General features: G+C 46.2%; 25 protein-coding genes. 1 reads left to right on the top strand and 24 read right to left on the bottom strand.

Annotation, left to right across the window (positions count from 1 at the left end):
* Window positions 1-21 precede the first annotated feature (21 nt).
* Window positions 22-711: a 3'-5' exonuclease gene (locus BLQ44_RS01135; protein ID WP_245688072.1), complete on the top strand. Its 690-nt coding sequence runs from the start codon at window positions 22-24 to the stop codon at window positions 709-711.
* Between the two features lie 16 nt (window positions 712-727).
* On the opposite strand, the gene BLQ44_RS01130 is transcribed toward BLQ44_RS01135, so the two are convergent.
* From BLQ44_RS01130 to BLQ44_RS01015, 24 genes are all read right to left on the bottom strand, one after another.
* Entirely contained in the window at window positions 728-2,077 is a 1,350-nt protein-coding gene (locus BLQ44_RS01130) for an aspartate kinase (RefSeq protein ID WP_093191013.1), read from the bottom strand.
* A gap of 151 nt (window positions 2,078-2,228) precedes the next feature.
* A complete protein-coding gene (gene spo0A / locus BLQ44_RS01125) occupies window positions 2,229-3,002 on the bottom strand; it encodes a sporulation transcription factor Spo0A (RefSeq protein WP_093191010.1) in 774 nt (257 codons plus the stop codon).
* Between the two features lie 209 nt (window positions 3,003-3,211).
* Window positions 3,212-4,249 (bottom strand): SpoIVB peptidase, encoded by a 1,038-nt coding sequence (gene spoIVB, locus BLQ44_RS01120; RefSeq protein ID WP_093191008.1) that lies wholly within the window; start codon window positions 4,247-4,249, stop codon window positions 3,212-3,214.
* A 180-nt stretch (window positions 4,250-4,429) separates the two neighbouring features.
* Entirely contained in the window at window positions 4,430-6,157 is a 1,728-nt protein-coding gene (recN, locus tag BLQ44_RS01115; protein WP_093191005.1) for a DNA repair protein RecN, read from the bottom strand.
* A gap of 17 nt (window positions 6,158-6,174) precedes the next feature.
* Window positions 6,175-6,624 (bottom strand): transcriptional regulator AhrC/ArgR, encoded by a 450-nt coding sequence (gene ahrC / locus BLQ44_RS01110; protein ID WP_093191997.1) that lies wholly within the window; start codon window positions 6,622-6,624, stop codon window positions 6,175-6,177.
* A 32-nt stretch (window positions 6,625-6,656) separates the two neighbouring features.
* A complete protein-coding gene (locus tag BLQ44_RS01105; protein WP_093191003.1) occupies window positions 6,657-7,484 on the bottom strand; it encodes a TlyA family RNA methyltransferase in 828 nt (275 codons plus the stop codon).
* A 3-nt stretch (window positions 7,485-7,487) separates the two neighbouring features.
* Window positions 7,488-9,380, bottom strand: a complete 1,893-nt coding sequence (dxs, locus tag BLQ44_RS01100) for a 1-deoxy-D-xylulose-5-phosphate synthase (RefSeq protein ID WP_093191000.1) — start codon at window positions 9,378-9,380, stop codon at window positions 7,488-7,490.
* Between the two features lie 39 nt (window positions 9,381-9,419).
* The gene (locus BLQ44_RS01095) at window positions 9,420-9,992 is read right to left on the bottom strand and encodes a hypothetical protein (RefSeq protein WP_093190998.1); all 573 of its coding nucleotides are present in this window, start codon (window positions 9,990-9,992) and stop codon (window positions 9,420-9,422) included.
* A gap of 693 nt (window positions 9,993-10,685) precedes the next feature.
* Entirely contained in the window at window positions 10,686-11,561 is an 876-nt protein-coding gene (locus BLQ44_RS01090) for a polyprenyl synthetase family protein (RefSeq protein ID WP_093190995.1), read from the bottom strand.
* The gene (locus BLQ44_RS01085) at window positions 11,561-11,794 is read right to left on the bottom strand and encodes an exodeoxyribonuclease VII small subunit (RefSeq protein WP_093190993.1); all 234 of its coding nucleotides are present in this window, start codon (window positions 11,792-11,794) and stop codon (window positions 11,561-11,563) included. The genes BLQ44_RS01090 and BLQ44_RS01085 overlap by 1 nt, the downstream gene beginning before the upstream one ends.
* Window positions 11,787-13,136 (bottom strand): exodeoxyribonuclease VII large subunit, encoded by a 1,350-nt coding sequence (gene xseA, locus BLQ44_RS01080; protein ID WP_093190990.1) that lies wholly within the window; start codon window positions 13,134-13,136, stop codon window positions 11,787-11,789. The genes BLQ44_RS01085 and xseA overlap by 8 nt, the downstream gene beginning before the upstream one ends.
* An 18-nt stretch (window positions 13,137-13,154) precedes the next feature.
* Window positions 13,155-14,003: a bifunctional methylenetetrahydrofolate dehydrogenase/methenyltetrahydrofolate cyclohydrolase FolD gene (gene folD / locus BLQ44_RS01075; RefSeq protein WP_093190988.1), complete on the bottom strand. Its 849-nt coding sequence runs from the start codon at window positions 14,001-14,003 to the stop codon at window positions 13,155-13,157.
* A gap of 18 nt (window positions 14,004-14,021) precedes the next feature.
* The gene (nusB, locus tag BLQ44_RS01070; RefSeq protein ID WP_093190985.1) at window positions 14,022-14,402 is read right to left on the bottom strand and encodes a transcription antitermination factor NusB; all 381 of its coding nucleotides are present in this window, start codon (window positions 14,400-14,402) and stop codon (window positions 14,022-14,024) included.
* Between the two features lie 152 nt (window positions 14,403-14,554).
* Complete coding sequence (locus BLQ44_RS01065) at window positions 14,555-14,944, bottom strand: Asp23/Gls24 family envelope stress response protein (RefSeq protein WP_093190982.1); 390 nt, start codon at window positions 14,942-14,944, stop codon at window positions 14,555-14,557.
* Window positions 14,944-16,311: an acetyl-CoA carboxylase biotin carboxylase subunit gene (accC, locus tag BLQ44_RS01060; RefSeq protein ID WP_093190980.1), complete on the bottom strand. Its 1,368-nt coding sequence runs from the start codon at window positions 16,309-16,311 to the stop codon at window positions 14,944-14,946. Before accC ends, BLQ44_RS01065 begins: the two co-directional genes overlap by 1 nt.
* 16 nt (window positions 16,312-16,327) lie before the next feature.
* Complete coding sequence (gene accB / locus BLQ44_RS01055; RefSeq protein WP_093190977.1) at window positions 16,328-16,843, bottom strand: acetyl-CoA carboxylase biotin carboxyl carrier protein; 516 nt, start codon at window positions 16,841-16,843, stop codon at window positions 16,328-16,330.
* Between the two features lie 134 nt (window positions 16,844-16,977).
* Entirely contained in the window at window positions 16,978-17,493 is a 516-nt protein-coding gene (locus tag BLQ44_RS01050) for a SpoIIIAH-like family protein (RefSeq protein ID WP_093190975.1), read from the bottom strand.
* Window positions 17,494-17,503: 10 nt separating this feature from the next.
* Window positions 17,504-18,085 (bottom strand): stage III sporulation protein AG, encoded by a 582-nt coding sequence (gene spoIIIAG / locus BLQ44_RS01045; RefSeq protein ID WP_093190972.1) that lies wholly within the window; start codon window positions 18,083-18,085, stop codon window positions 17,504-17,506.
* Window positions 18,082-18,594 (bottom strand): stage III sporulation protein AF, encoded by a 513-nt coding sequence (gene spoIIIAF / locus BLQ44_RS01040; protein ID WP_176757383.1) that lies wholly within the window; start codon window positions 18,592-18,594, stop codon window positions 18,082-18,084. The genes spoIIIAG and spoIIIAF overlap by 4 nt, the downstream gene beginning before the upstream one ends.
* Window positions 18,595-18,608: 14 nt before the next feature.
* Window positions 18,609-19,715: a stage III sporulation protein AE gene (gene spoIIIAE / locus BLQ44_RS01035; protein WP_093190967.1), complete on the bottom strand. Its 1,107-nt coding sequence runs from the start codon at window positions 19,713-19,715 to the stop codon at window positions 18,609-18,611.
* 10 nt (window positions 19,716-19,725) lie between these two features.
* Entirely contained in the window at window positions 19,726-20,115 is a 390-nt protein-coding gene (gene spoIIIAD, locus BLQ44_RS01030; protein WP_093190965.1) for a stage III sporulation protein AD, read from the bottom strand.
* Window positions 20,116-20,119: 4 nt separating this feature from the next.
* Window positions 20,120-20,326 carry a stage III sporulation protein AC gene (gene spoIIIAC / locus BLQ44_RS01025; RefSeq protein WP_093190963.1) on the bottom strand — a complete coding sequence of 69 codons (207 nt, stop codon included), beginning with the start codon at window positions 20,324-20,326 and terminating at the stop codon, window positions 20,120-20,122.
* Between the two features lie 16 nt (window positions 20,327-20,342).
* On the bottom strand, window positions 20,343-20,852 hold the full coding sequence (locus BLQ44_RS01020; protein ID WP_093190961.1) for a stage III sporulation protein AB: 510 nt from the start codon (window positions 20,850-20,852) through the stop codon (window positions 20,343-20,345).
* Window positions 20,849-21,745 (bottom strand): ATPase, T2SS/T4P/T4SS family, encoded by an 897-nt coding sequence (locus BLQ44_RS01015; protein WP_143004674.1) that lies wholly within the window; start codon window positions 21,743-21,745, stop codon window positions 20,849-20,851. Before BLQ44_RS01015 ends, BLQ44_RS01020 begins: the two co-directional genes overlap by 4 nt.
* Window positions 21,746-21,821 lie beyond the last annotated feature (76 nt).

Below are 21,821 nucleotides of genomic sequence, written 5' to 3'. Positions count from 1 at the left end.
CAAATTTTAAAGTATATATTCATGGAAAAACCGATCTACTATTTCAAGATGAAACCTTACTTTCAGACAGAACCTTATCTGAATTTATGCGAATATATGGAAAAGACACCGGATAAAGAATTATCGAATAACTTAAATCAACGAGAGTATACCGTGTTCGACCTTGAGACGACAGGATTTCTGCCGGAAATCGGTCACGAAATCCTGTCGATCGGTGCTGTCCGCATGGATGTTAAGGGACGGATCATCGATGAGATGCATCAACTGATCAAACCTATCCGACCCGTACCGAAAGATATTCTGTCCCTGACCAATCTCTCACGGGAAAGTCTGGCTGCAGCCCCTTCTTTCATTGATGGATTCCACCGGTTTCTCGCATTCTCTGAACATAGCACCCTGGTAGCCCATCCGGCACACTTTGATGTCCGGTTTTTAAGAGCCATGGTGAAAAGGTGGAAGTTGCCCGAGTACTCTCCGGCGTGCATCGATTCCCAACTGATGGCTAAATTGGCCGTGCCACATGTGAGTCACCGGCTCGATCCCTTGCTCAGTCATTTCAACATCCACAGCCTGGAACGCCACCACGCTCTGAATGATGCTGTCATGACCGCTGAATTATTCAAGGAATTACTGAAGATCATCTGCGAAGAACACGGGATCTATACGTACTCCGGACTGCAACAGGAATTAAAAAAGCAGAAGAGCTCTTAAGCTCTTCTGCTTTTTCTCAGGTGAAATACACATTATACAATTCACGTACCGCTCTTTCTATCCCTTCCGCGTGAATACCGAACATCATGGAAACCTCCGAAGATCCCTGGTTGATCATCTCCAAATTGACGTTCGCATTCTTGAAGGCCTGCGTCGCTTTGCTTGCGACTCCTACACGCTGGTTCATGCCTTCTCCGACAATCATGATCATAGCCATGTCCCGTTCCACTTCCACCATGTCCACTTCCAGTTCCTCTTTGATCCGGCGGATGACGATCTCTTCTTTTTCTTTCGGAAGAGCCGTCTCACGCAGAATGACGGACATATCATCGATTCCGGAAGGAGCATGCTCAAAAGAAACGCCTTCATCTTCAAGGATCTGAAGCAGACGACGTCCGAACCCGATTTCACGGTTCATCAGATACTTGCTTACATAAATCGTGATGAATCCATCATCACTGGCAATTCCAACGACATCACCGTCGGTATCTTCACGATCGGCAACGATCATCGTCCCCGGTGCTTCCGGATTATTCGTATTCTTGATACACACCGGAATCCGTTTCTTGAAGGCTGGAATCAACGCTTCATCGTGGAAGACCGAGAATCCTGCGTAAGATAGCTCACGCATTTCCCGGTAAGTCAGGTATTTCATCTCTTTCGGATTATCCACGATAGCCGGGTTCACACAGTAGACAGAGTCCACGTCTGTGAAGTTTTCGTACAGATCCGCCTGCACACCAGCGGCGACAATAGACCCGGTAATATCGGATCCACCGCGGGAGAAAGTGATGAGCTTGCCTTCCTTCGTATAACCGAAAAATCCAGGAATGACGAGGATCCCTTCTTTCTGACGCAGCTCATAAAGCTTATCGAAGCTTTCTTCGAGTACTAACGCTCCGCCCGGTTCATCCTTCAGGAGGATTCCCGCTTCCTGAGGATGCACATAAGAAGCTTTATGGTCACGGTTTTGAAGATAAGCACTCAGCATCAGAGCCGTACCGTCCTCCCCGCATGCTTTCAATGCGTCCATTCCGTTGGACGCTCCTCTTTCAATCATCGCAATTCCTTCATCAATACGACCCTGGATGGTGGCAAGAGTCTCTTCCGGAAGCCCCAATTCCTCGACGATTTCCCTGAACCGGTCGATCACCTGCTCATATGCTTTCTCATCTTTTTTTCCGACTTCGAAGGATTCGCCGATTTTGATCAGAAGATCCGTTACTTTTTCATCGTCACTGCCGCGCTTCCCGGGTGCGGATACGACGACGATCTTTCTATCCGCATCTCCTTCGAGAATGCTGGTCACTTGTTGCAGTTGAGTCGCACTTGCTACAGAACTTCCTCCGAATTTTACTACCTTCATATGTACATCTCCTTGTTTGTTTAGTAAAAGAATTAGACAATTTAAAATTTTATCACATAACTATACAAAAATTGAACCGGAAATACTCGTATAAGAAAGAAAAAAACCTCTTCTACCTTCATGAGAGTAGAAGAGGCCTTCCCAAATCCAATTATGATGCCCTATGCTCCAAACGAAGCCGGTCTGCGACCATGGCGATGAATTCACTGTTTGTAGGTTTTGCTTTCGAAGAGGAAATCGTGTACCCGAACAGCGACGAAATCGCTTCGATGCTTCCCCTGTTCCAGGCCACTTCGATGGCATGTCGGATGGCTCTCTCCACGCGAGACGCAGTCGTATTGAACTTTTTCGCAATCTCCGGATACAGAATTTTCGTGATCGATCCGAGCAGCTCGATGTCCTGGTACACCATTGTGATCGCTTCTCTTAAGTACATATAGCCTTTGATATGCGCAGGAACTCCGACTTCGTGGATGATATGCGTGATACTCGTATCAAGATCAGGCTTTTTCGACTCCTGATAGCTGACTCCTACCGCTCTTTGGATAGGGTCTTTGTTACGTTTCATCTGTCTGATCTGTTCGACAAGCTGATCCAGATCGAACGGTTTCATCATAAAGTAAGAGGCGCCTAAGTTCCCGGCTTTTTTCGTCACTTCTTCCTGTCCGAAAGCTGTAAGTACGATAACATCCATCTTCGAGTTCTCTTTTCTCAATTCCTGAAGCACAGCAATCCCATCCAGATGAGGCATAATGATATCAAGTACTAGCACATCCGGTTTCTTTTCTTCCACCATCTCCAGACAATCTCTTCCATTATATGCCGTACCTGCCACTTCCAAATCATGCTCGTCCCCTACATACTCCACCATCATATCCATCAATTCCTGATTATCATCAGCGAAACATACGCGAATTGCTTCCATTTAAAACTCCTCCTGTCAATTTTTCTCATTGTAACTTATTCGACAGGTTGGGGGACTATTCCTTCTAAGAAAGATGAATTTTTTAAAATAACTCTGTTTTCCTTTCAATATCTTTCATTTTCTTTATATTTCTACCCATTTCGACTTTTTTCGACAAAAAAACATCCACAAAAAGGAAATCCCCGCACGACCGGGGATTTCTTCCTCAATTATTTATTCATCGATTCTTCGATCATCCATTCGATATGAACCCCATATCCGGATGTGGAGTCGTTGACGAATACGTGAGTGACTGCACCAACGATATGATCATCCTGAATGATCGGACTGCCACTCATTCCTTGCACAATTCCACCCGTCTGTTCCAATAATCGTTCATCAGTTATTTTGATTACTAATCCTTTTGTCGACGGTTTGGAGTCAGGGTTATTTTCTACGATTTCGATGTCATATTCCTCGATTTTATCCCCTTCGACTACCGTTCTGATTTTCGCAGGACCTTTTTTTACGTCAGCCGCACGTTTCACCGGTAAGGCCGAGCGTTCCTCCAATTTCGCATCTTTTTTGTTCAATTTCCCGAATACACCGAAGGAGGAATTTATCGACACAACCCCCATTTTATCGGAACTCACATCGAATTCCGCATGTTTCTCTCCTGGCATTCCCTCTTCCCCTCTGCGAATGGATGTGACATTCGAACGCGCAATCGTCCCTTCATCCACTTCTTTTGAATTCGCAATCCCGGGTTGTCGGATCACGTGACCGAGAGCTCCGAAAGAGTCATCTTTTGGATTCGTGAAAGTCAACGTACCTATACCTGAAATTTTATCCTTTACATATAGACCTATTGCATAGTCCGATGATTCATTCTGATACGGACGTACACTCGCTTCAAAAGAATCCGATCCACGAGTCATTTCCAGGGATAAAGGACGCTCCTTCTTTCCCGCTTTTTGTATAATGGAGGAAAGTTGTTGCACATTAGATAAAGAATGCCCATCCGCTTTCTTGATGATGTCTCCTTCTTTCACCTTTTTCAGGAAGCCCGCCGGAGCTTCCGGATTTTTGCCCATGATAACTACTCCATTCGTATTCAGTTCGATTCCGACAGAGTCTCCTCCGGGTATCAGAGACAAGTTCTCCATCTTCACTTCTTCCGCTGAAGTCGGTAACGGAGTGGCAAGTCCCGGAACAGCAATCGCGAGACAACTTATAATTATTACTAACATGAAACGCTTTAACGACACATTTTTCACACTCCTTCTCCGTTCGCTTATTTCGCGAAGGAATTATGCTTACTATGGTCGTTTTGCGCCACTCTTAAACAAGCCTAATCAATGAAACATAAGCAGAGATTGTCAAAAGGCTTACGATAATCACCTGGATTGTTTCATCAAAAAAAGAAAAGCACCCCGAAGGTACTTTTCTTAGGTGTCGGCCTTGAAGGATTCGGCAAGATTGAGAAGCTCCCGTCCATTTTGTAACGTGGTTTCCGTCAATTCCGTACCGCTGATCATTCTTGCCACTTCTTCCACTTTTTCATTCGTATTCAGTTCTTTCGCTTTCGTTTTCGTTTTGTTATCCCTGACATTCTTCATAATTCGAACATGGGTATCAGCCATAGCAGCTACTTGGGGGAGATGAGATATACAAAGCACCTGAGAGTCGACAGATATTTTGAAAATCTTCTCAGCGATTGCTTGAGCGACTCGACCACTAACTCCCGTATCCACCTCATCAAAAATGACACTCGTGATACCCTGATGTCTCGAAAATATCTGTTTCAACGCAAGCATGATTCTCGACATTTCTCCGCCTGAAGCTATTTTATGAAGCGGCTTCATCGGTTCTCCGGGATTTGTCGTAATCAGAAACTTCACTTCATCAAAACCGGAAGAGGAAAGGGATACTTGCTGATTCTTCAATAAAGGATCATCCTGTTTCCCTTGCTTCTTCTCCACTTTCACATCAAATACCGCTTTCTCCAGATATAAATCCTTCAATTCCTCATGGACGGCTTCTGTAAGCTGCTTCGATGCTTCTGTACGGATATCATGGATATGGCGAGCTTCCAGAAGAAGGTCCTCCGTAACATCCTCGATTTCCGTTTCGAGCTTGGAGAGGAAAGAGTCTTTGTTGTTGATCTCATCAATTTCTTCTTCCACTTTATCCTTATACTCGAGGATCTCTTCCACTGATTGCCCGTATTTCCTTTTCAGCCGGTTGATTTCATTCAGACGCTCCTCGATTTCGTCGAGACGTTCCGGATCGAATTCCAGCCCTTCCATTTCCGTACTCAGTCGGAAGGTAAGCTCTTCCACCAGATAATACGAATTGGACAGTTCTTCAGACATACGCTGGTACGTCTCATCGTAATCCGCTGTCGCATCCAGAGACATCATCGCATGCGATAACCAATCCATGCCTTTCTGTTCTCCATATAACGCCTCATACGCATCATTCAATCCGGAGTAGATCTTCTCGAAATTAGAGAGCTTGTTCCTTTCTTCTGAAAGTTCCTCGTCCTCTTTCGGCTCCAGTTTCGCTTCTTCGAGTTCATTCCATTGAAACTGCAACAGATCAAGACGCTGAGCCATCTCCTGTTCATTATCGCTCAGTTCCTTGTATCTCTTTTTCAACGACCGGTATGTTTCATAATGCTTCTTATATTCCTGCTTCGGCTGTTTCAGTTCATCTTCGGCATACGTATCAAGCAATTCGATGTGGCGTTCAGGATCCATCAACGATTGCGTTTCATGCTGACTGTGGATATCGATCAGTGCTTTACCGAACTCCTTTAGAATTCCCAGGGTCACAAGCTTTCCATTCACTCTGCAGATGCTTTTCCCCTGATGAGTGATGGAGCGTTGCAAAACGACCATTCCGTCTTCTTCGATATCGACGCCGAACTCTTCACCTTTTGCATACACAGAATGGTCATCCCCTACGATGAACAATCCTTCAATCTCCGCACGTTTCGCGCCATGACGCACGAACTCCACAGATCCCCTGGCACCGGTCAAAAGCTGGATGGAGTCAATAATGATCGACTTTCCAGCCCCTGTTTCTCCGGTAAGGACGGTAAGCCCGTCCTTCAGCGTAAGAGAAACATGATCTATAATAGCAAAATCTCTGATCGTCAATTCAGTTAGCATGACCTAAACCCCTTCACTTACAACATATTCAATAGCTGGTCACTGACTTCTTCCGTTTGATTCTCTGCTCTGCAGATAATAAGACACGTATCGTCTCCGCAAATCGTCCCCATGATCTCTTCCCAGTCGAGATTATCGATAAGTGCTCCTACAGCATGGGCATTCCCCGGGAGCGTCTTCAGCACAATGAAATGGCCGGAGCGGTCGATACTCACAAACGAATCCATCATCATACGTTTTAATTTCTCTAACGGATTGAAACGTTGATCCGCCGGAAGGCTATATTTATACTTCCCGTCAACGACAGGAACTTTCACCAGGTGTAATTCTTTGATATCCCTGGACACAGTTGCCTGCGTGACGTTATAGCCGAGTTCTTTCAATCGATTCACAAGATCATCCTGTGTTTCTATGTTTTCACCAGTAATTAGTTCACGAATCTTAATATGCCTTTGACCTTTACTCAGCGTCATAAGTTGTGACCTCCCATCTCCGCCACTTACATTTTCTTCAATTGGTCATGAGCTTCTGCTACGATTTCTTTCACCCACGACTCATCGATCCCTTTTCCTACTGCACTGCCGCTACCCGTATAGTTCCAATGAGCAAGAAATTCGATATTTCCGTCTCCGCCCGTAATCGGCGAAAATGTCAGACCTCTCGTTTCGAACCCGAGACCTGCCGCAAATGTAAGAATCTCCATAAGCACTTGTTCATGAATATCAGCGTCTCGGATGATCCCTTTCTTACCTACTTGCTCTCTACCTGCCTCAAATTGAGGTTTGATCAGCGCAGCTACATCCCCGCCCTGTTTCAATAGTTGAGCGAGTACAGGGAGAATGAGTTTCAACGAAATGAACGAAACATCGATCGTGGCAATTTCAGGTAACCCATAAGGCAAGTCATCGCTTGTCACATAGCGGAAATTGGTCCGCTCCATCACCACGACCTGCTCATGATTCCTTAAACGCCAGTCCAATTGATTGTAGCCGACATCGATGGCATAACTTAATTTCACTCCGTTTTGAAGGCCACAGTCCGTAAAACCTCCGGTCGAAGAACCGATATCCATCATTATTTTGTCCTTCAGCTCAAGAGAAAAGCAGGAGAGGGCTTTCTCTAACTTCAACCCGCCCCTGCTCACATAAGGTATCGCTTTTCCTTTCACCGTAAGATCGATGGTTTCTTCTACCTTTTGGCCTGGCTTATCGAGCCGCTGCTGCTCAGAAAACACGAGTCCTGCCATGATTGTTCTTTTCGCTTTTTCCCGCGTTTCCGCTAAGCCTTTTTCTACCAGTAGCGTATCTAATCTCACTTTTTTCGCCATAGTCTAAGCCCTTTTTTCGGTGGTCGGTAACGATTCCTGAACGCTTTCTACAACTTTCTCAACTGTCAGACCGACTTCCTTCCATAGATCTTTGACGCTGCCATGTTCAATAAAGCGATCGGGCAACCCTATACGATGGACGCGCTGATTTACATAACCGTGGTCGCTCTGGAATTCCAGCACAGCGGAACCGAAGCCGCCCTGCAATACTGCTTCCTCCATAGTTATTACAGGAATGTCCCGTTCAAAAATCTCGTGGAGCTTCGCTTCGTCCATCGGTTTCATGAACCTGGCATTCACAACCTCGACTTGTACTCCTCGGGACTCCAGTTGTTCCCTTGCTTCCAAAGCAAGCGGGATCGTTGTACCGAAAGTCAAAATAACAGCGTCCGTCCCTTTTTCGAGCGTCTCCCACGAGCCGATCTCTATCGGTTTCGGATCCGCATCGACATCCACACCTAACGCATTTCCTCTCGGATACCTGATGGCAATCGGACCATCGTCATACTGCGCTGCAGTGTGCACCATGTGTTGGGCTTCATTTTCATCTTTCGGCATCATAAGGGTGATGTTCGGAACGGAGCGTAAGAAAGCGATATCGAACACACCCTGGTGGGTCTCGCCGTCGGCTCCTACCAATCCGGCACGGTCAATTCCGAAAATGACATTCAGGTTCTGACGCGCGACATCATGGATGACCTGATCATAGCCGCGCTGCAGGAATGTTGAATAGATAGCAAGAAACGGCTTCATTCCTTGCGTAGCCAGACCAGCGGACATCGTCGTAGCATGCTGTTCCGCGATCCCTACGTCAAAGAGACGATCAGGGAACTCATCCCCGAATTTTTCAAGCTTAGAACCGAGAATCATCGCCGGCGTCACCGCTACAATTCTATCATCCGTACGAGCTTCTCTGCGTAAAGCCTCACTGATCACTTCACTCCACGCAGGAGGGGCATCCGCGGGCTTGATCTTCTCCCCTGAATCGATCTTATAAGGGCCGACCCCGTGCCATTTATCCTTCACATCCGATTCAGCAGGCTGGTATCCCTTCCCTTTTTGGGTCATTACATGGACAATCACAGGTCCTTCTGTTTTTCTGGCGTATTCCAGGTTTTCTTCCAGATCATCGAAATCATGACCATCTACTGGACCGTAGTAAGTGAAACCGAGCTCTTCGAAAAACATTCCAGGTACTACGAAGTACTTCATGGAGTCCTTCAGACGTTCAGCCGTAGACGCTACCTTGCCTCCGATCGCAGGAATCTTCTTCAAAATCCATTCGAGGTCGTCTTTCGCACGATTATAGCGACCTGCACTTCTCATCCGTCCTAACGCTCCATGGAGAGCTCCGACGTTTTTAGCAATGGACATTTCATTGTCATTAAGGATAACGGTTACATTTTTCTTCTCATGCCCGATATGGTTGAGGGCTTCTAGAGCCATACCACCCGTGAGCGCCCCGTCTCCTATGATAGGAACTACCGAATGGTTTTCATTTTTCAGGTCTCTCGCAATAGCCATCCCCATAGCTGCTGATAGCGACGTTGAGCTATGTCCGGTTTCCCACACATCATGCTCACTCTCATTCCGTTTCGGAAAGCCGCATAATCCCTGGTATTGACGAAGAGAATCGAACTCTTTGCCACGTCCTGTCAGAATTTTATGGATGTAAGACTGGTGTCCGACATCGAACAGAAATCTGTCCCGTGGGCTCTCGAAGATACGATGAAGTGCCAGTGTAAGCTCAACGACTCCAAGGTTCGCTCCGAGATGACCTCCTGTCGAGGATAAATTGTTGATTAAAAATTCCCTTACTTCCTGGGCTAAGTGAGTTAATTCTTCTGGTGATAAATCCTTAACAACAGAAGGGTCTTTGATATTATTCAGATCCATCCGTGGACCTCCTTCATTTAGAACAATGATTACCGTATACTATTTTGATAGTACTTTCCATTTTGTATACTTTTCTATCTTAGCGATGATTCTTGCGGCAAAAAAGATGATATTCGTCGAATAGTTGATCGCAAGATACTTCCCGATCGCTTTACCTCCAACTGTTAATGCAGCTATGATACTTGTCATTATAACAGAAAGGACCAGCTGTAAGGTAGAGCCGTCTCCATTGCCAAAAGCGATAGCAAGCTGAAGCACCACGACCGCAGAGGCCGTTCCACTGATAATCCCTGCAATATCGCCGATTACGTCGTTACAGAAAGTCGCAAACCGATCGGCGTTTCTTACTATTATAACCGCCTCTTTCGCTCCGGAAACCTTTTCTGATGCCATCGAATGGAAAGGGGCCTCCTGTCCCGCTGTGGCCGCAATCCCAAGCATATCGAAAGTCACCCCGGTCAGCACGATGATGAACACAAGGATGAGTCCTATCATCCATGGCATGCCATTTAACAGGGATGAAGAAATGACGGAAAAAATAGCCGCTAACACAAATGTGATAACGGCAATAGTCAAACTAAATCTTAAAGAACGTTTCAATTTTGGTTTCATGGATTACCTCGATTTTCGGGTGACATAGTTATGTACAAAGGAATGGTCGGAAAACAGGTAAAAATTGCGGCTTAGGTCCAGTAGGTTTTCCCATCCGGTTACCGAATGTCACCATTCTGGCGGTTCCCCTTTAAAACCGGATCGAGTGCGTTTCCGTCACTCGGACTGGATTACCACTCAGTCCACACTATAATCGCTGTTTTCCGTCCATTCGAACAGTCTAGGGAATTTCTCCGGCAGCCTTCGGCCGTTCCTTAGCCTCTTTTGCAGCTTCGATTTCATACAGCGGGAACGAATCCATATTTTAATGGCCATCTAAATATGAATTCTGAAATACTGTAATCCCCTCGCAGCCACTCAAGGCAGGCTACGCTGCGCATACAGATATTACTCCATATGACGCAGGTTCATACCCCATTTCATAAAGAAAACTGGCTCAGCTTTCCTTACAAAGATGGGCCTCCGCGGAAGCGGGGTCAACGCCCACATGCCTTTGTGGATCGCCCCTCAACCTTAACTCCCAGCACCGACCCAAGGCTGGGCGCCTCAAGCCGGCACAAGGAACTTCATCGATATGCCCTTTGGCGGATTTTTAGGCCCGCCTTCAGGAACGGAGGACTGACTAGAATACTGCACCATTCCTTGGTTAATTTTAATATATCACATTCCGGATTATGTCTCAAAGAAATTACATCAGTATTCCCGTTGACTCATATAAGCTATGAGCTCTGCAAGCGGCGTATTTTCAGCTTGTAAGTCTTTTAGCAGAGAATCCACTTCTTCTTCATACTTACGCTTTTCCTGTTTAGCACCTTCAAGACCCATAAGCTTCGGATACGTACTCTTTTCATTTGTTTCGTCACTCCCGACAGGTTTGCCGAGCTTATCCTTGTCTCCGGTGACATCGAGTATGTCATCCTGAATCTGGAAAATGAGACCTACAGCTTCGCCGGCTCTTCTCAATTTCTCGATTTTCTTTGCACCGACTCCAGCCAAATAACCTCCAGCCACCATGGAGAATGCGATCAGTCTGCCCGTCTTGTTCAGATGGATCGTTTTCAGTGTATCAACATCCGTCTCCTGATTCTCGTATTCCATATCCCACATCTGACCGGAAACCATGCCTCTCGGCCCCGCGGCCCGTGATAGCTCTTTTATCAGAAATACCTTCTCTTCGGAGGAGAGGTTTTCATCAGAACTGATGGTTTCGAAACTCATCGTCAACAGGGAATCCCCGGCAAGGATAGCGGTTGCTTCATCAAATTCCCGGTGGTTCGTTTTCATGCCTCTTCTGGTATCATCGTCATCCATCGCAGGCAAATCGTCATGGATCAGGGAATACGTATGAATCATTTCCAGGGCAATCGCTGCGGAGATATAAGAAGCGTTCTTTTTAGTGAAAGAATCAAAGGTATTTTTCATCAACAACGGTCTGAGTCGCTTTCCGCCGGCTCTCATCGAATACAAAATCGAATCGCGGAGTCTCCCCTCCGATGTAGCTTGTTCTATCCCCTTATATATCTCCTTATCGATCCACGCCTTTTGTTCCAGGATGTATTGTTGATCCACTATTCATCCTCCTGCACATCGAACGACTCAAATTCTCCATGTTCGTTAAGTATTTGCTTCATTTGACCTTCCACATTCGTCAATTTATCATTGCACACTTTCGATAACTTCATACCTTCATGATAATACTGGATCGCTTTTTCAAGTGGGACATCGCCGGATTCCAGTTTCTCCACGATTTCTTCCAGTTGTTTCATATTCTCTTCAAATGATTGTTCTTTGTTCTCACTCATATTCCTCTTCCTCCCGTCCAATGACTTCGCTGTAGATAAAACCGTCCTTCACTTGTACAGACATTGTATCACCGTTCGTTACGTCCTTTACGGATTTTACAAGCTCTTTTTTTTCGTTAAAAGGGAGCGCATAGCCACGATCCATGATCTCGAGCGGGTTAAGAAGAGACAATTGCTGAACCGTCGAACGCCAGTGATTCGTTTTGTCCTTCACGATCTGTGACATTTGTTTCTTCAAACGCTCATCAAGCTGACGACGCCTCGTTTCTTCTCTTTCCACTTGTTTATCCGGTCTTACCTGAAACAGTCGGGAAGTGATTCGGTTCACTTCCTCTCTTTTATCTTTGAAAAGTCTTTCTCCGGAAGTATGGAACCGATCCATCACCCGGTCGAGGTCCTGCTCCTTCTGTCTGGTCAGCTGTTTCGGATATTTGAAAGCGTACGATTTCTCCATATTCGAAAGACGGGTCCTTGCGTTTTCCAATTTTTGATCAAGGGTCTGTTGCAATCTGCGGTTCTGTTCCATCAACCGTTGATTCAACTCACGCCAGTCAGGTACGGCTATTTCCGCGGCCCCGGTGGGTGTTGGTGCACGATAATCCGAAACGAAATCAATGATCGTCGTATCCGTTTCATGACCGACAGCTGAGATGATTGGTATCTTAGAACGGAAAACAGCCATCGCCACTTCTTCTTCATTGAAGCCCCATAAGTCTTCGATTGAACCTCCGCCGCGACCGACGATGAGAACATCACAGTCCAGCCGCTCATTGGCATAAGCGATCGCACGGGAAACGGAAGAGGCCGCCTGCTTTCCCTGAACCGTAACAGGAAGCACCGAGAGTCTCACGACAGGAAACCTGCGTTCTATCGTAGTCATGATGTCACGGATCGCCGCCCCTGTAGGGGAAGTGACAATGCCGATATGTACAGGCATGGAAGGGAGGGGACGTTTATGCTCTGAAGAGAAAACACCGGCTTTCATCAGTTTCTCTTTCAACTGCTCAAAAGCGATGTGCAAGTCTCCCACACCATCCGGTATCATTTCTTTAGCATAGAGCTGATACTGTCCCATCGGTTCATATACATTCACTTCTCCACGGATAAGCACATTCATCCCGTTTTCAGGGGTGAAAGTCAGATTCCTATTGTTTCCTGCAAACATCACTGTCTGAATGCGCGCACGATCATCCTTCATTGAAAAATACATGTGGCCACGACTATGATGTTTGAAATTAGAAATCTCCCCCCGGAGCCATACTTCTTTCAGATGTGAGTCCCGGCTGATTTTCTGCTTGATATATTTCGTCAACGCCGTTACTGTCAGATAACGATCTTCCACGTTACTCTCCTCCAAGCTTTACCGATTGAATTTCTTCGCCGATTCGATCGTGTTATACAAAAGCATCGTGATGGTCATCGGTCCTACTCCTTTAGGTACGGGAGTCAAATAGGAAGCCACTTCTTTGGCAGATTCGAAATCCACATCTCCGGTGAGCTTTCCGTCCACCCGGTTCACTCCAACGTCTATGACTGCAGCTCCTTCTTTGATATCTTCGCTTGATATGATGGAAGGCCTTCCGACGGCTACGATAAGGATATCCGCCTGTCTGGTCATTTCCTGGAGGTTCTCTGTTCTCGAGTGACAGTACGTAACCGTCGCATTTTTATTCAGAAGCAACTGACCGACCGGCTTCCCTACGAGATTACTTCTGCCGAGTATCACTGCATGTTTGCCTTCGACCTGGATTCCGGCACGCTCCAGCATAACGATAATTCCATGAGGTGTGCATGGCAGGAATGTGTCCTGGCCTGTCATCATCTTTCCGACACTAATAGGGTGGAAGCCGTCTACATCTTTCGCGGGATCGATGGCTTCAATCACTTTCTGTTCATCGATATGTTCAGGAAGAGGCAACTGCACAAGAATCCCGTGTACTTCTTTATCTTCATTCAGTTCCGAGATTTTATCCAATAGCTCCTGTTCAGTGAAAGAACTGTCGTACTCCCATAAGTCGGCATCCATGCCGATTTTGTTCGAAGCCTTCTGTTTCCCTCTTACATATGATTTGGAAGCAGGGTCGTCTCCAATGATGATCACGGAAAGTTTCGGACGTACTCCTGTCTGATGCAACCGTTCTACTTCCTCTTTCAATTCCCCTCTGATTTCCTGAGCCAGTTCACTTCCGTAAATGATTTCTGCTGTCACAATGGACCCCCCTGTTCGTTACTCGTTCATTTTCGACAAGACACCGTTGACGAACTTCCCTGATGCCTCATCTCCGAATGTTTTCGCTAATTCCACCGCTTCGTTTATAGCGACTTGAGTCGGCGTATCTTCTTCATACTTCAATTCAAAAACTGCTATACGTAATACCGTTTTCTCTACTTTAGGGAGGCGTTCGAGCGACCAGTTCTCCAGATGCTCTGCAACCCATTCATCCAACTCTTTTTGATGGGTAGTGACTCCCTCGACGAGCTGAATCAGAAATGGATCGTTCTCCTCTTCTTCCAGCACATAATCCATTGCGGCCTGTTGGTTCAAATCCGTTGTAATCATCTGAAATAGCGTTTGGAACGCTTTTTCTCTTGCTAACCTTCTTTTCATCATCTTTCCCCTTTCGAACTCTATCCGGTTAAAATCATATCATTTACACACCGGAAATGCGAATAAGATTGCAACAGGAAAAATTGTATCGAAGTATGAAAGGTATATTCAATATCTAAAATAAAAAGATCGGAGCCTGGGCCCCGATCTTTTCACTCTGCTGCTTCTGTCTCTTTTCCTTCCATCTGCACTCCGACTACGTGCACATTCACTTCTTTAACGGTAAGAGACGTCATGTTTTCCAGTGCCTGTTGTGTATTTTCCTGAATCTTTCCGGCTGCGTCAGGAATCGAAATACCATAGTCCATGACGACGTATGCCTCGATCACAACTCCTTCTTCAAGAAGGTCCACTTTCACACCTTTGCCACGAGATTTCTTACCGAGCTTCTCCGCGACACCGGAGGCGAAGTTACCTCTCATCTCCGCCACGCCCGGAACTTCAGAGACAGCTATGCCGGCAATCACTTCAATGACCTCAGGCGCTATTTCAATGGAACCGAGTGTTGAATTTTCTGTTACATTCAAAAGCTGATCTTCCATTAGGATTTCTCCTCTCCTCTATCCATAACAGCATAAGTCTCCAGAAATTTAGTGTTGAAATCTCCGCCTACGAAAACCTCGTGGTTCATCATGCGCTGATGGAACGGAATCGTTGTATGAACACCTTCGACGATAAATTCACTTAAGGCGCGATTCATTTTGGCAATCGCTTCTTTTCTATCTTTTCCATACGTGATGAGTTTAGCCACCATGGAATCATAATACGGAGGGATCATATAGCCAGGGTAAGCTGCAGAATCCACTCTTACCCCGAAACCTCCAGGTGGCAGGTACATGTCGATACGACCTGCGGAAGGCATGAAATTACGGAACGGGTCCTCAGCATTGATTCGGCATTCAATGGCCCAACCTTCAAACGTGATATCTTCCTGCTTATAAGATAACGGTTCGTCTGAAGCGACCTTGATCTGTTCTTTGATAAGATCAACACCGGTCACCATTTCCGTCACCGGATGTTCAACCTGGATTCTCGTATTCATTTCCATGAAATAGAATTTCTTTTCTACGTGATCGAAAATGAATTCGATGGTTCCTGCCCCGGAATAGTTGACCGCCAGAGCAGCCTGTACAGCAGCGTCTCCCATCTCTTGACGGATATCTTCCGTTATTGCCGGAGAAGGAGTTTCTTCAATCAGCTTCTGAAGACGTCTCTGCACCGAGCAGTCTCTTTCTCCGAGATGAATGGCATTCCCATGGTTATCCGCAAGTACCTGGATTTCCACGTGGCGGAAGTCTTCGATATATTTCTCAAGATATACTCCCGGGTTTCCGAAAGAGGTTTCCGCTTCCTGCTGGGTCATCCGGATACCTTCCACCAGTTCTTTCTCATCACGGGCGACGCGAATCCCTTTACCGCCACCGCCGGCAGTAGCCTTAATGATGACAGGATAACCGATCTCTTCCGCTACCCGTTTTCCGTCCTCCGTATCCTCGATGATTCCGTCAGACCCTGGAACGACCGGTACTCCGGCATTCTCCATCGTCTGCCTTGCTACGTCTTTGGTACCCATCTTCTGAATAGCATAAGCGGACGGGCCGATGAAGGTGACATTGCACTCTTCACACATCTCCGCGAACTCAGCATTCTCCGAAAGGAATCCGTACCCCGGATGGATAGCGTCTGCACCGGTCATCGTGGCCGCGCTCAGAATGTTGGTATAGTTCAAGTAACTATCTTTGCTCAGCTTAGGTCCTACGCAATAAGCTTCATCAGCAATTTGTACGTGAAGGGCTTCACGATCGGGCTCTGAGTAGACAGCAACCGTCTCTATGTCCATCTCCCTGCATGCCCGAATGATTCTTACAGCTATTTCTCCTCTGTTGGCAACTAATATTTTTTTAATCAAAATCTCCCACCTCTCCTTAGCGTTTCACACGGAAGAGCGGTTGATTATATTCGACCAATTCTCCATCGCTTACTAGAACTTCAACGATTTCCCCTGAAACTTCCGCTTCGATTTCGTTAAATAATTTCATCGCTTCTACGATACAAACGACCGAATCGTCACTCACTTTATCCCCTGCCTGTACGTAAGGATCATCTTCCGGGGACGGCGCATGATAAATCGTTCCTACCATCGGTGATGTGATCTCATAGTCATAATCGACGGCCTTCTCTTCGGATGCCTCTGCTGCCGCTTCCGGAGACGTGGATTTCTCTTCCGTCACCGGTGCTTCTTCTTTCTGAGGTGCGGCAGGAGCAGGGGCCGGCGTCTGCTGGACCTCTGTATTTGCTACCGCAGGTGCGGCAGGGGCAGGTGCTACTCCTCCCTGTTTTTTCAATGTTACTTTACTTTCTCCGGATTCGTATTCGAATTCCTGGATACTCGACTCATCGATCAATTTAATGATTTCTCTGATTTCCTGTACCTTTAACATGAATGGGCACTCCTTTATGTAAAAAATCTGTTCACAATGATTTCTATCTTATTTTACGACAGAAACTTTCACCCTGCAACTTAATGGAAAGCGATTACATAAAAAAAGCCTTCGGCAGCCGAAGGCTTCAGGCGTTATTTCGACGGTTGATATTTTACCGAAACATCTTCTTCTCCGAATTCTTCCGCTACCATCTGCATCATTTCCCGGGTTTCTGATTTAGGAAGCTGATCGGTGATGACGCTGACTTCGACCGCTTCTTCCCCGGACTGGATCAGCACATCTTCATAGTCGAAAGTGGAAGCGATGCTGTCTTCCATCGTCGTTTCTTTCGCCTGTAATTCTTTCTCTCTCTCAAGAGCCGCTAATGCCTCATCCTTTTCTTCGGGAGTTGCACTACTAGAAGAAATTACCGCTGAGAGCTCTTCCATCCTTTCGTCACGGGTAGCTTCCTTCTCAAGCCTGATGGAAGAGAAAAGCTCGTCTCCGGTCAACTTCGATACTACCGGGTCTTCCCCTTCTGCACTGTTCCAATTGTTTTCCTCAAGAAATGTCATTTCCCCACCATCTGGGGAGGTCATGTAATAAACACTCAGAACAACGAGTAGACTCACCATCGTCAAAAGCCAAACTGTCTGTTTTTTTATCATGGTTTCCCTCCTACTTCGGAATCACTGATACACGGTGGCTCGGAACGTCAAGTGCTCTCGTGACCGCTTCCACCACCCACTCTTTCACTTTGATATTCTCCACACCCGATGCCGTCACTGAAACTCCACTAACATTCGGTTTTTTCGTCGTCGTGGCAACGGGACCACTCTCGCCGGATTCATTGATGACAGCGAGCTCCTTATCTACCGCTTCATCTTCCACCCTTCTCTGTTTGTCTTCGTCTGTTTCTTTCGTCACCTGAGTTTGGGTCGATTCATTCATTTCATAAATCATTTTTTCCGTAGCATCGACATTGACCATCACCTGAACATCACTCACAAAACTGATGGATTCAAGGATCGTTTTCAATTCTTCCTCGTAGTAGGTTTCATAAGCTTTTATTTTATCCAGAGCCCCTTCTTTCCTATGGATCTTTTCTTCTGCTGTCTCCTCTTCGTCTCCGGATAAGGAGAGAGCATTGCCTATCAGAAGCAGCAGCACTCCTACTCCTCCTATCAATAGAAGATACTTCGGCCTGTTCAGTACACTCGTCCATTCCTCCACCTTGTCTCTCCATTTTTCCCATTTCATCCCCCTTCCTCCCGTTCCACCTGGATTGCTGTTTCCGGTACTTCTGAAACTGTAGAAGATATCCGGGCGATCTCCTCTACACTCAAGGAACCTTCTTCCATATCAACCGACAGGATAAGCACTTCTGCCTCTTCATTGATCTCTACCCCTTCTAATACGACTCCCTCTTCCATAAGTACAGGACCCAGCATCGAATGGATCTTTTCATTGGTTTGTTGTAATGTATATGCTTCTTGTCCCTCCGTTAATGCTTGTTTTTGAAATTCAATATCTTCTCCTGTCTCTTCGATGACCGTCTGATTCACATCCCACCATCGTTCCCGGAGAAGCCGCTCCGGGTCCAAAGAAAACAATTTGAACACCGGTTCGAGAATCAATAATAGAAAAACCAAAGAAACAGAGAATTTGACGTATCTTTTCGTTTCCCCCTGGGGCAAGAGGGAGTCGACGATAAGGATGATGAAAATAAGAATGATGATTTTACCCAACCAATCGAACCAGAAACTCACATATACCCCTTCTTTCATCTGAACAGAACAGTAAGGTTACTAGAAGCGACCAGAATGACAATCATAAGAAAGAACATGAAGGAAACGGTGAATAAGGAGATACATACAAAAATGATATGTTTCCCTACAACGTCCATGGCCATCACACTTGGCGTATCCCCCAGGGGTTGCAGCAAACCCGCGGCAAGCCGGTACATGAGAGCGATGATAGCAACCTTGATGGTCGGAAATAAAGCGATACTCATCAACAGGATAAGACCAATAACCCCCAGCGTATTCTTCAACAGGAGCGACGCATGCAAGATCGTATCAGCTGCATCGGTGAACAACCGGCCGAACACCGGTATGAAATTCCCGGTGACAAAACGTGCGGTACGAAGAGTCACCCCGTCCTGAACAGCTGTGAACGTGCCCTGGACTGACAGAACACCTACAAATATGGTTATATAAATCCCGAGGAGAGCGATCGCCAATTTCTTGAAGAGATCGGCGAGCCTGTCCAATTTGTATTCTGTATGAAGAGTGCTCACGAGTGACAAGAGTAGCGAAGATAAAAAAAGAGGCAGAATGACGAACTTTACAAAGAAGCTGCTGAATTGGATCATAACTATGGTGAAAGGGTGAAAAAATGCTACGGAGACCGAATGAGTCAAAGAAGCCATCAAACCTAGCAACAAAGGTAAAATCCCGATCATGAACGCGCTCATCTGATCGATCGTCTCGTACGTATACTCAAGAACGGTTTCAAAACTCTGGATGATCAGAGTCACGAGCAATACGGCCAGGATCAGATTCCCGGTCTGATGAACGCCTTTATCTTTGAACGCATGCGTCAATGTGTGAAGAAGGGTGCTGAGGAGAGTCAAGAACAATAAGGATGATAAGAGATACACATTCGTCACCATCTCATCCAGCACAAAAGAGAGTATCCCTTCCAACCAATGATCCATTTTCATGTTCGGACCTGTCTCGAGCCATCCTCTCCAGCCATTCGTATCCCCGAAAGGCAAATACTCTCCATAATTCGTTTTAATGAATTCAAATGTCCGGTTCAACTGGTCACTCTCCAGCTTGTCCGCCAGCGCCCCCCTGCCATTCATTTCAAAAGAGTTATCCTCCATCCTCTTCCTCCTAGTTCGGTAACAGTTGCAGGGTCATTTCTACAATTGTCGTCAATATAGGGATTGCGACCAATAGGATGAAGACCTTCCCGGCCATTTCCACCTTGAGTGCCAGAGAATCAAGCCCTGCATCTTTGATAAGTTGACTGCTGAATTCAGTGACGTAAGCGATTCCGATGATTTTTATGATCGTTTCTATATAGCTCTGATTTATGTTTGCGTATTCGGCCATCGTATAAAGCAAACGGAAGATATGCCTTACCTGATCAAGGATGACGAAAAAAATGAGCAGAACACTTACAAATAGTAACAAGAACGCCAAGGTAGGGTGTTGCTCTTTCAACAACAACACGAGACAGGCAGCTATAAAAGCGAAGGAGGCCGTCTGAAAAATATCCATGTGATTAACCCTGGTATAAGAATACGGACCTTATTTCCTGAAATAACATGGCCAGCCGTTGCAGCACAATAAACAAAACGATGATGAAACCCGTCAATGTAACAGCCTGCGCGATCTCTTCTTTCCCCATTTGTTTCAGAATACTGTGGATCATTGCCACGACGACCCCGATCCCCGCTATTTGAAACAGAATAGCCGTTTCCTCGATCACAAAGGCATCTCCTCCTTCATATAAGCAAGAGAACGATAAGACATCCGCTCAATACCCCCAAGCCTCTCGCCATTTTCCTGTACTGCTCCGTTTCCTTCACCGCCTGCTGGTACTGTTCTTCAAGATGATGCTGCGTGAGGGAAAAATGTTTCTGGTGCTCCCTTATGGAATATTTCCCGAGAACCTGTCCCAACTGCTTAAGTATTTCCAGATCCTCCTCTTGCAAATAGAAGGAAGTCTCATGTGTCGATAGAGCCTTCTCCCAAACAAGGGAAAAATTGCGTTCTCCGAGTAATGTCTCTTTGATTGAGGCAAAGAAGCTGCTCAGCCTGATTTTTTGTGTGGAGATTTTTGCACATACGTGTTCTATGGAAGAGTGCCCGTGAATGATTTCCGTTTCCATCACACTCAATACATATTTCCATTCCCTCAGATATTTCGGCCGCTTCTCATAATTATTCGCTATTCCGAAACCGAAGAATGTCGTCACAGATAAGATGAGCAAAGAACCGATACTCGACATCATAGAAGATCAACCCTCTTCACTTCTTCGTACGTATTCTGATAGATCACAAGGGACCTGTGGTTCTGATTCAGCCGTGGCAGAAAAACGAACCTTTCCATGTAGGGGAACAACGACCCTAATCGATACTCGAGCCCCTCCCAATCATCGGCGTGTGTGGTACATAAGACACTCACACCGGCACCTATAGCACGTTTCAAAGCCATGGTATCTTCTTCTCCGTCCACTTCATCTACTACGATGACTTCAGGTGACATCGAGCGGATCATAAGGGAGATCCCTTCGCTTTTCGGACACCGATCCAATACATCAGTCCTTTTCCCTACATCCAATTGCGGGAGGCCTTGATAACACGCAGCAAGCTCCGACCTCTCATCAATCATCGAAACTTTGAACCCTGCGGACCGATCGTCCGAAAGCCACTTGGTCAGTTGTCTCAATATCGTCGTTTTCCCTGAATACGGAGGGCCCACGATAACCGTATTCAACAATCTTCTCTTACTCAGAAGCGTTTCCATCCAGGCTTGTTGCCGGACCCTGGCCTCCCTGGCAACTCTTATATTCAAAAAAGAAACAGGCTCGATGTTGCTTATTTTTTCCCCGGTAGCTACCGCTTCTCCGCTAAGACCGATACGATGCCCGCCTTTCACGGTCAAAAATCCTTTTTTAATATCATCCTGGAAGCGGTAGACGGAGAAATGGGTAGCCCTCCCCACAATCTGATCGATTGCTTCTCTGGTCCCGACCGGAGGTAAGAATAAAGGAACGTGTCGTCGCACTACTTCGAGAGGTCTCCCGATTCTTATTCTGATCTCCTGTATCTCGTCGATGTTCTCAAGGGATTCGATTTCTTCCTTGTAAGAAGGTGGTAGCATTTCAAGCAACTCCTCTATCACTTTCTCCCCCTTTCTACTTTCATCTTATGCGAATACTCTGTTCCTATGAAAAAAACCCTCGAGGATTTTACTCCTC

This window comes from Salimicrobium halophilum, from assembly GCF_900100295.1.
GTDB classification, from domain to species: Bacteria; Bacillota; Bacilli; order Bacillales; family Halobacillaceae; genus Salimicrobium; species Salimicrobium halophilum.
This window is presented reverse-complemented; position numbering and strand designations above follow the sequence as displayed.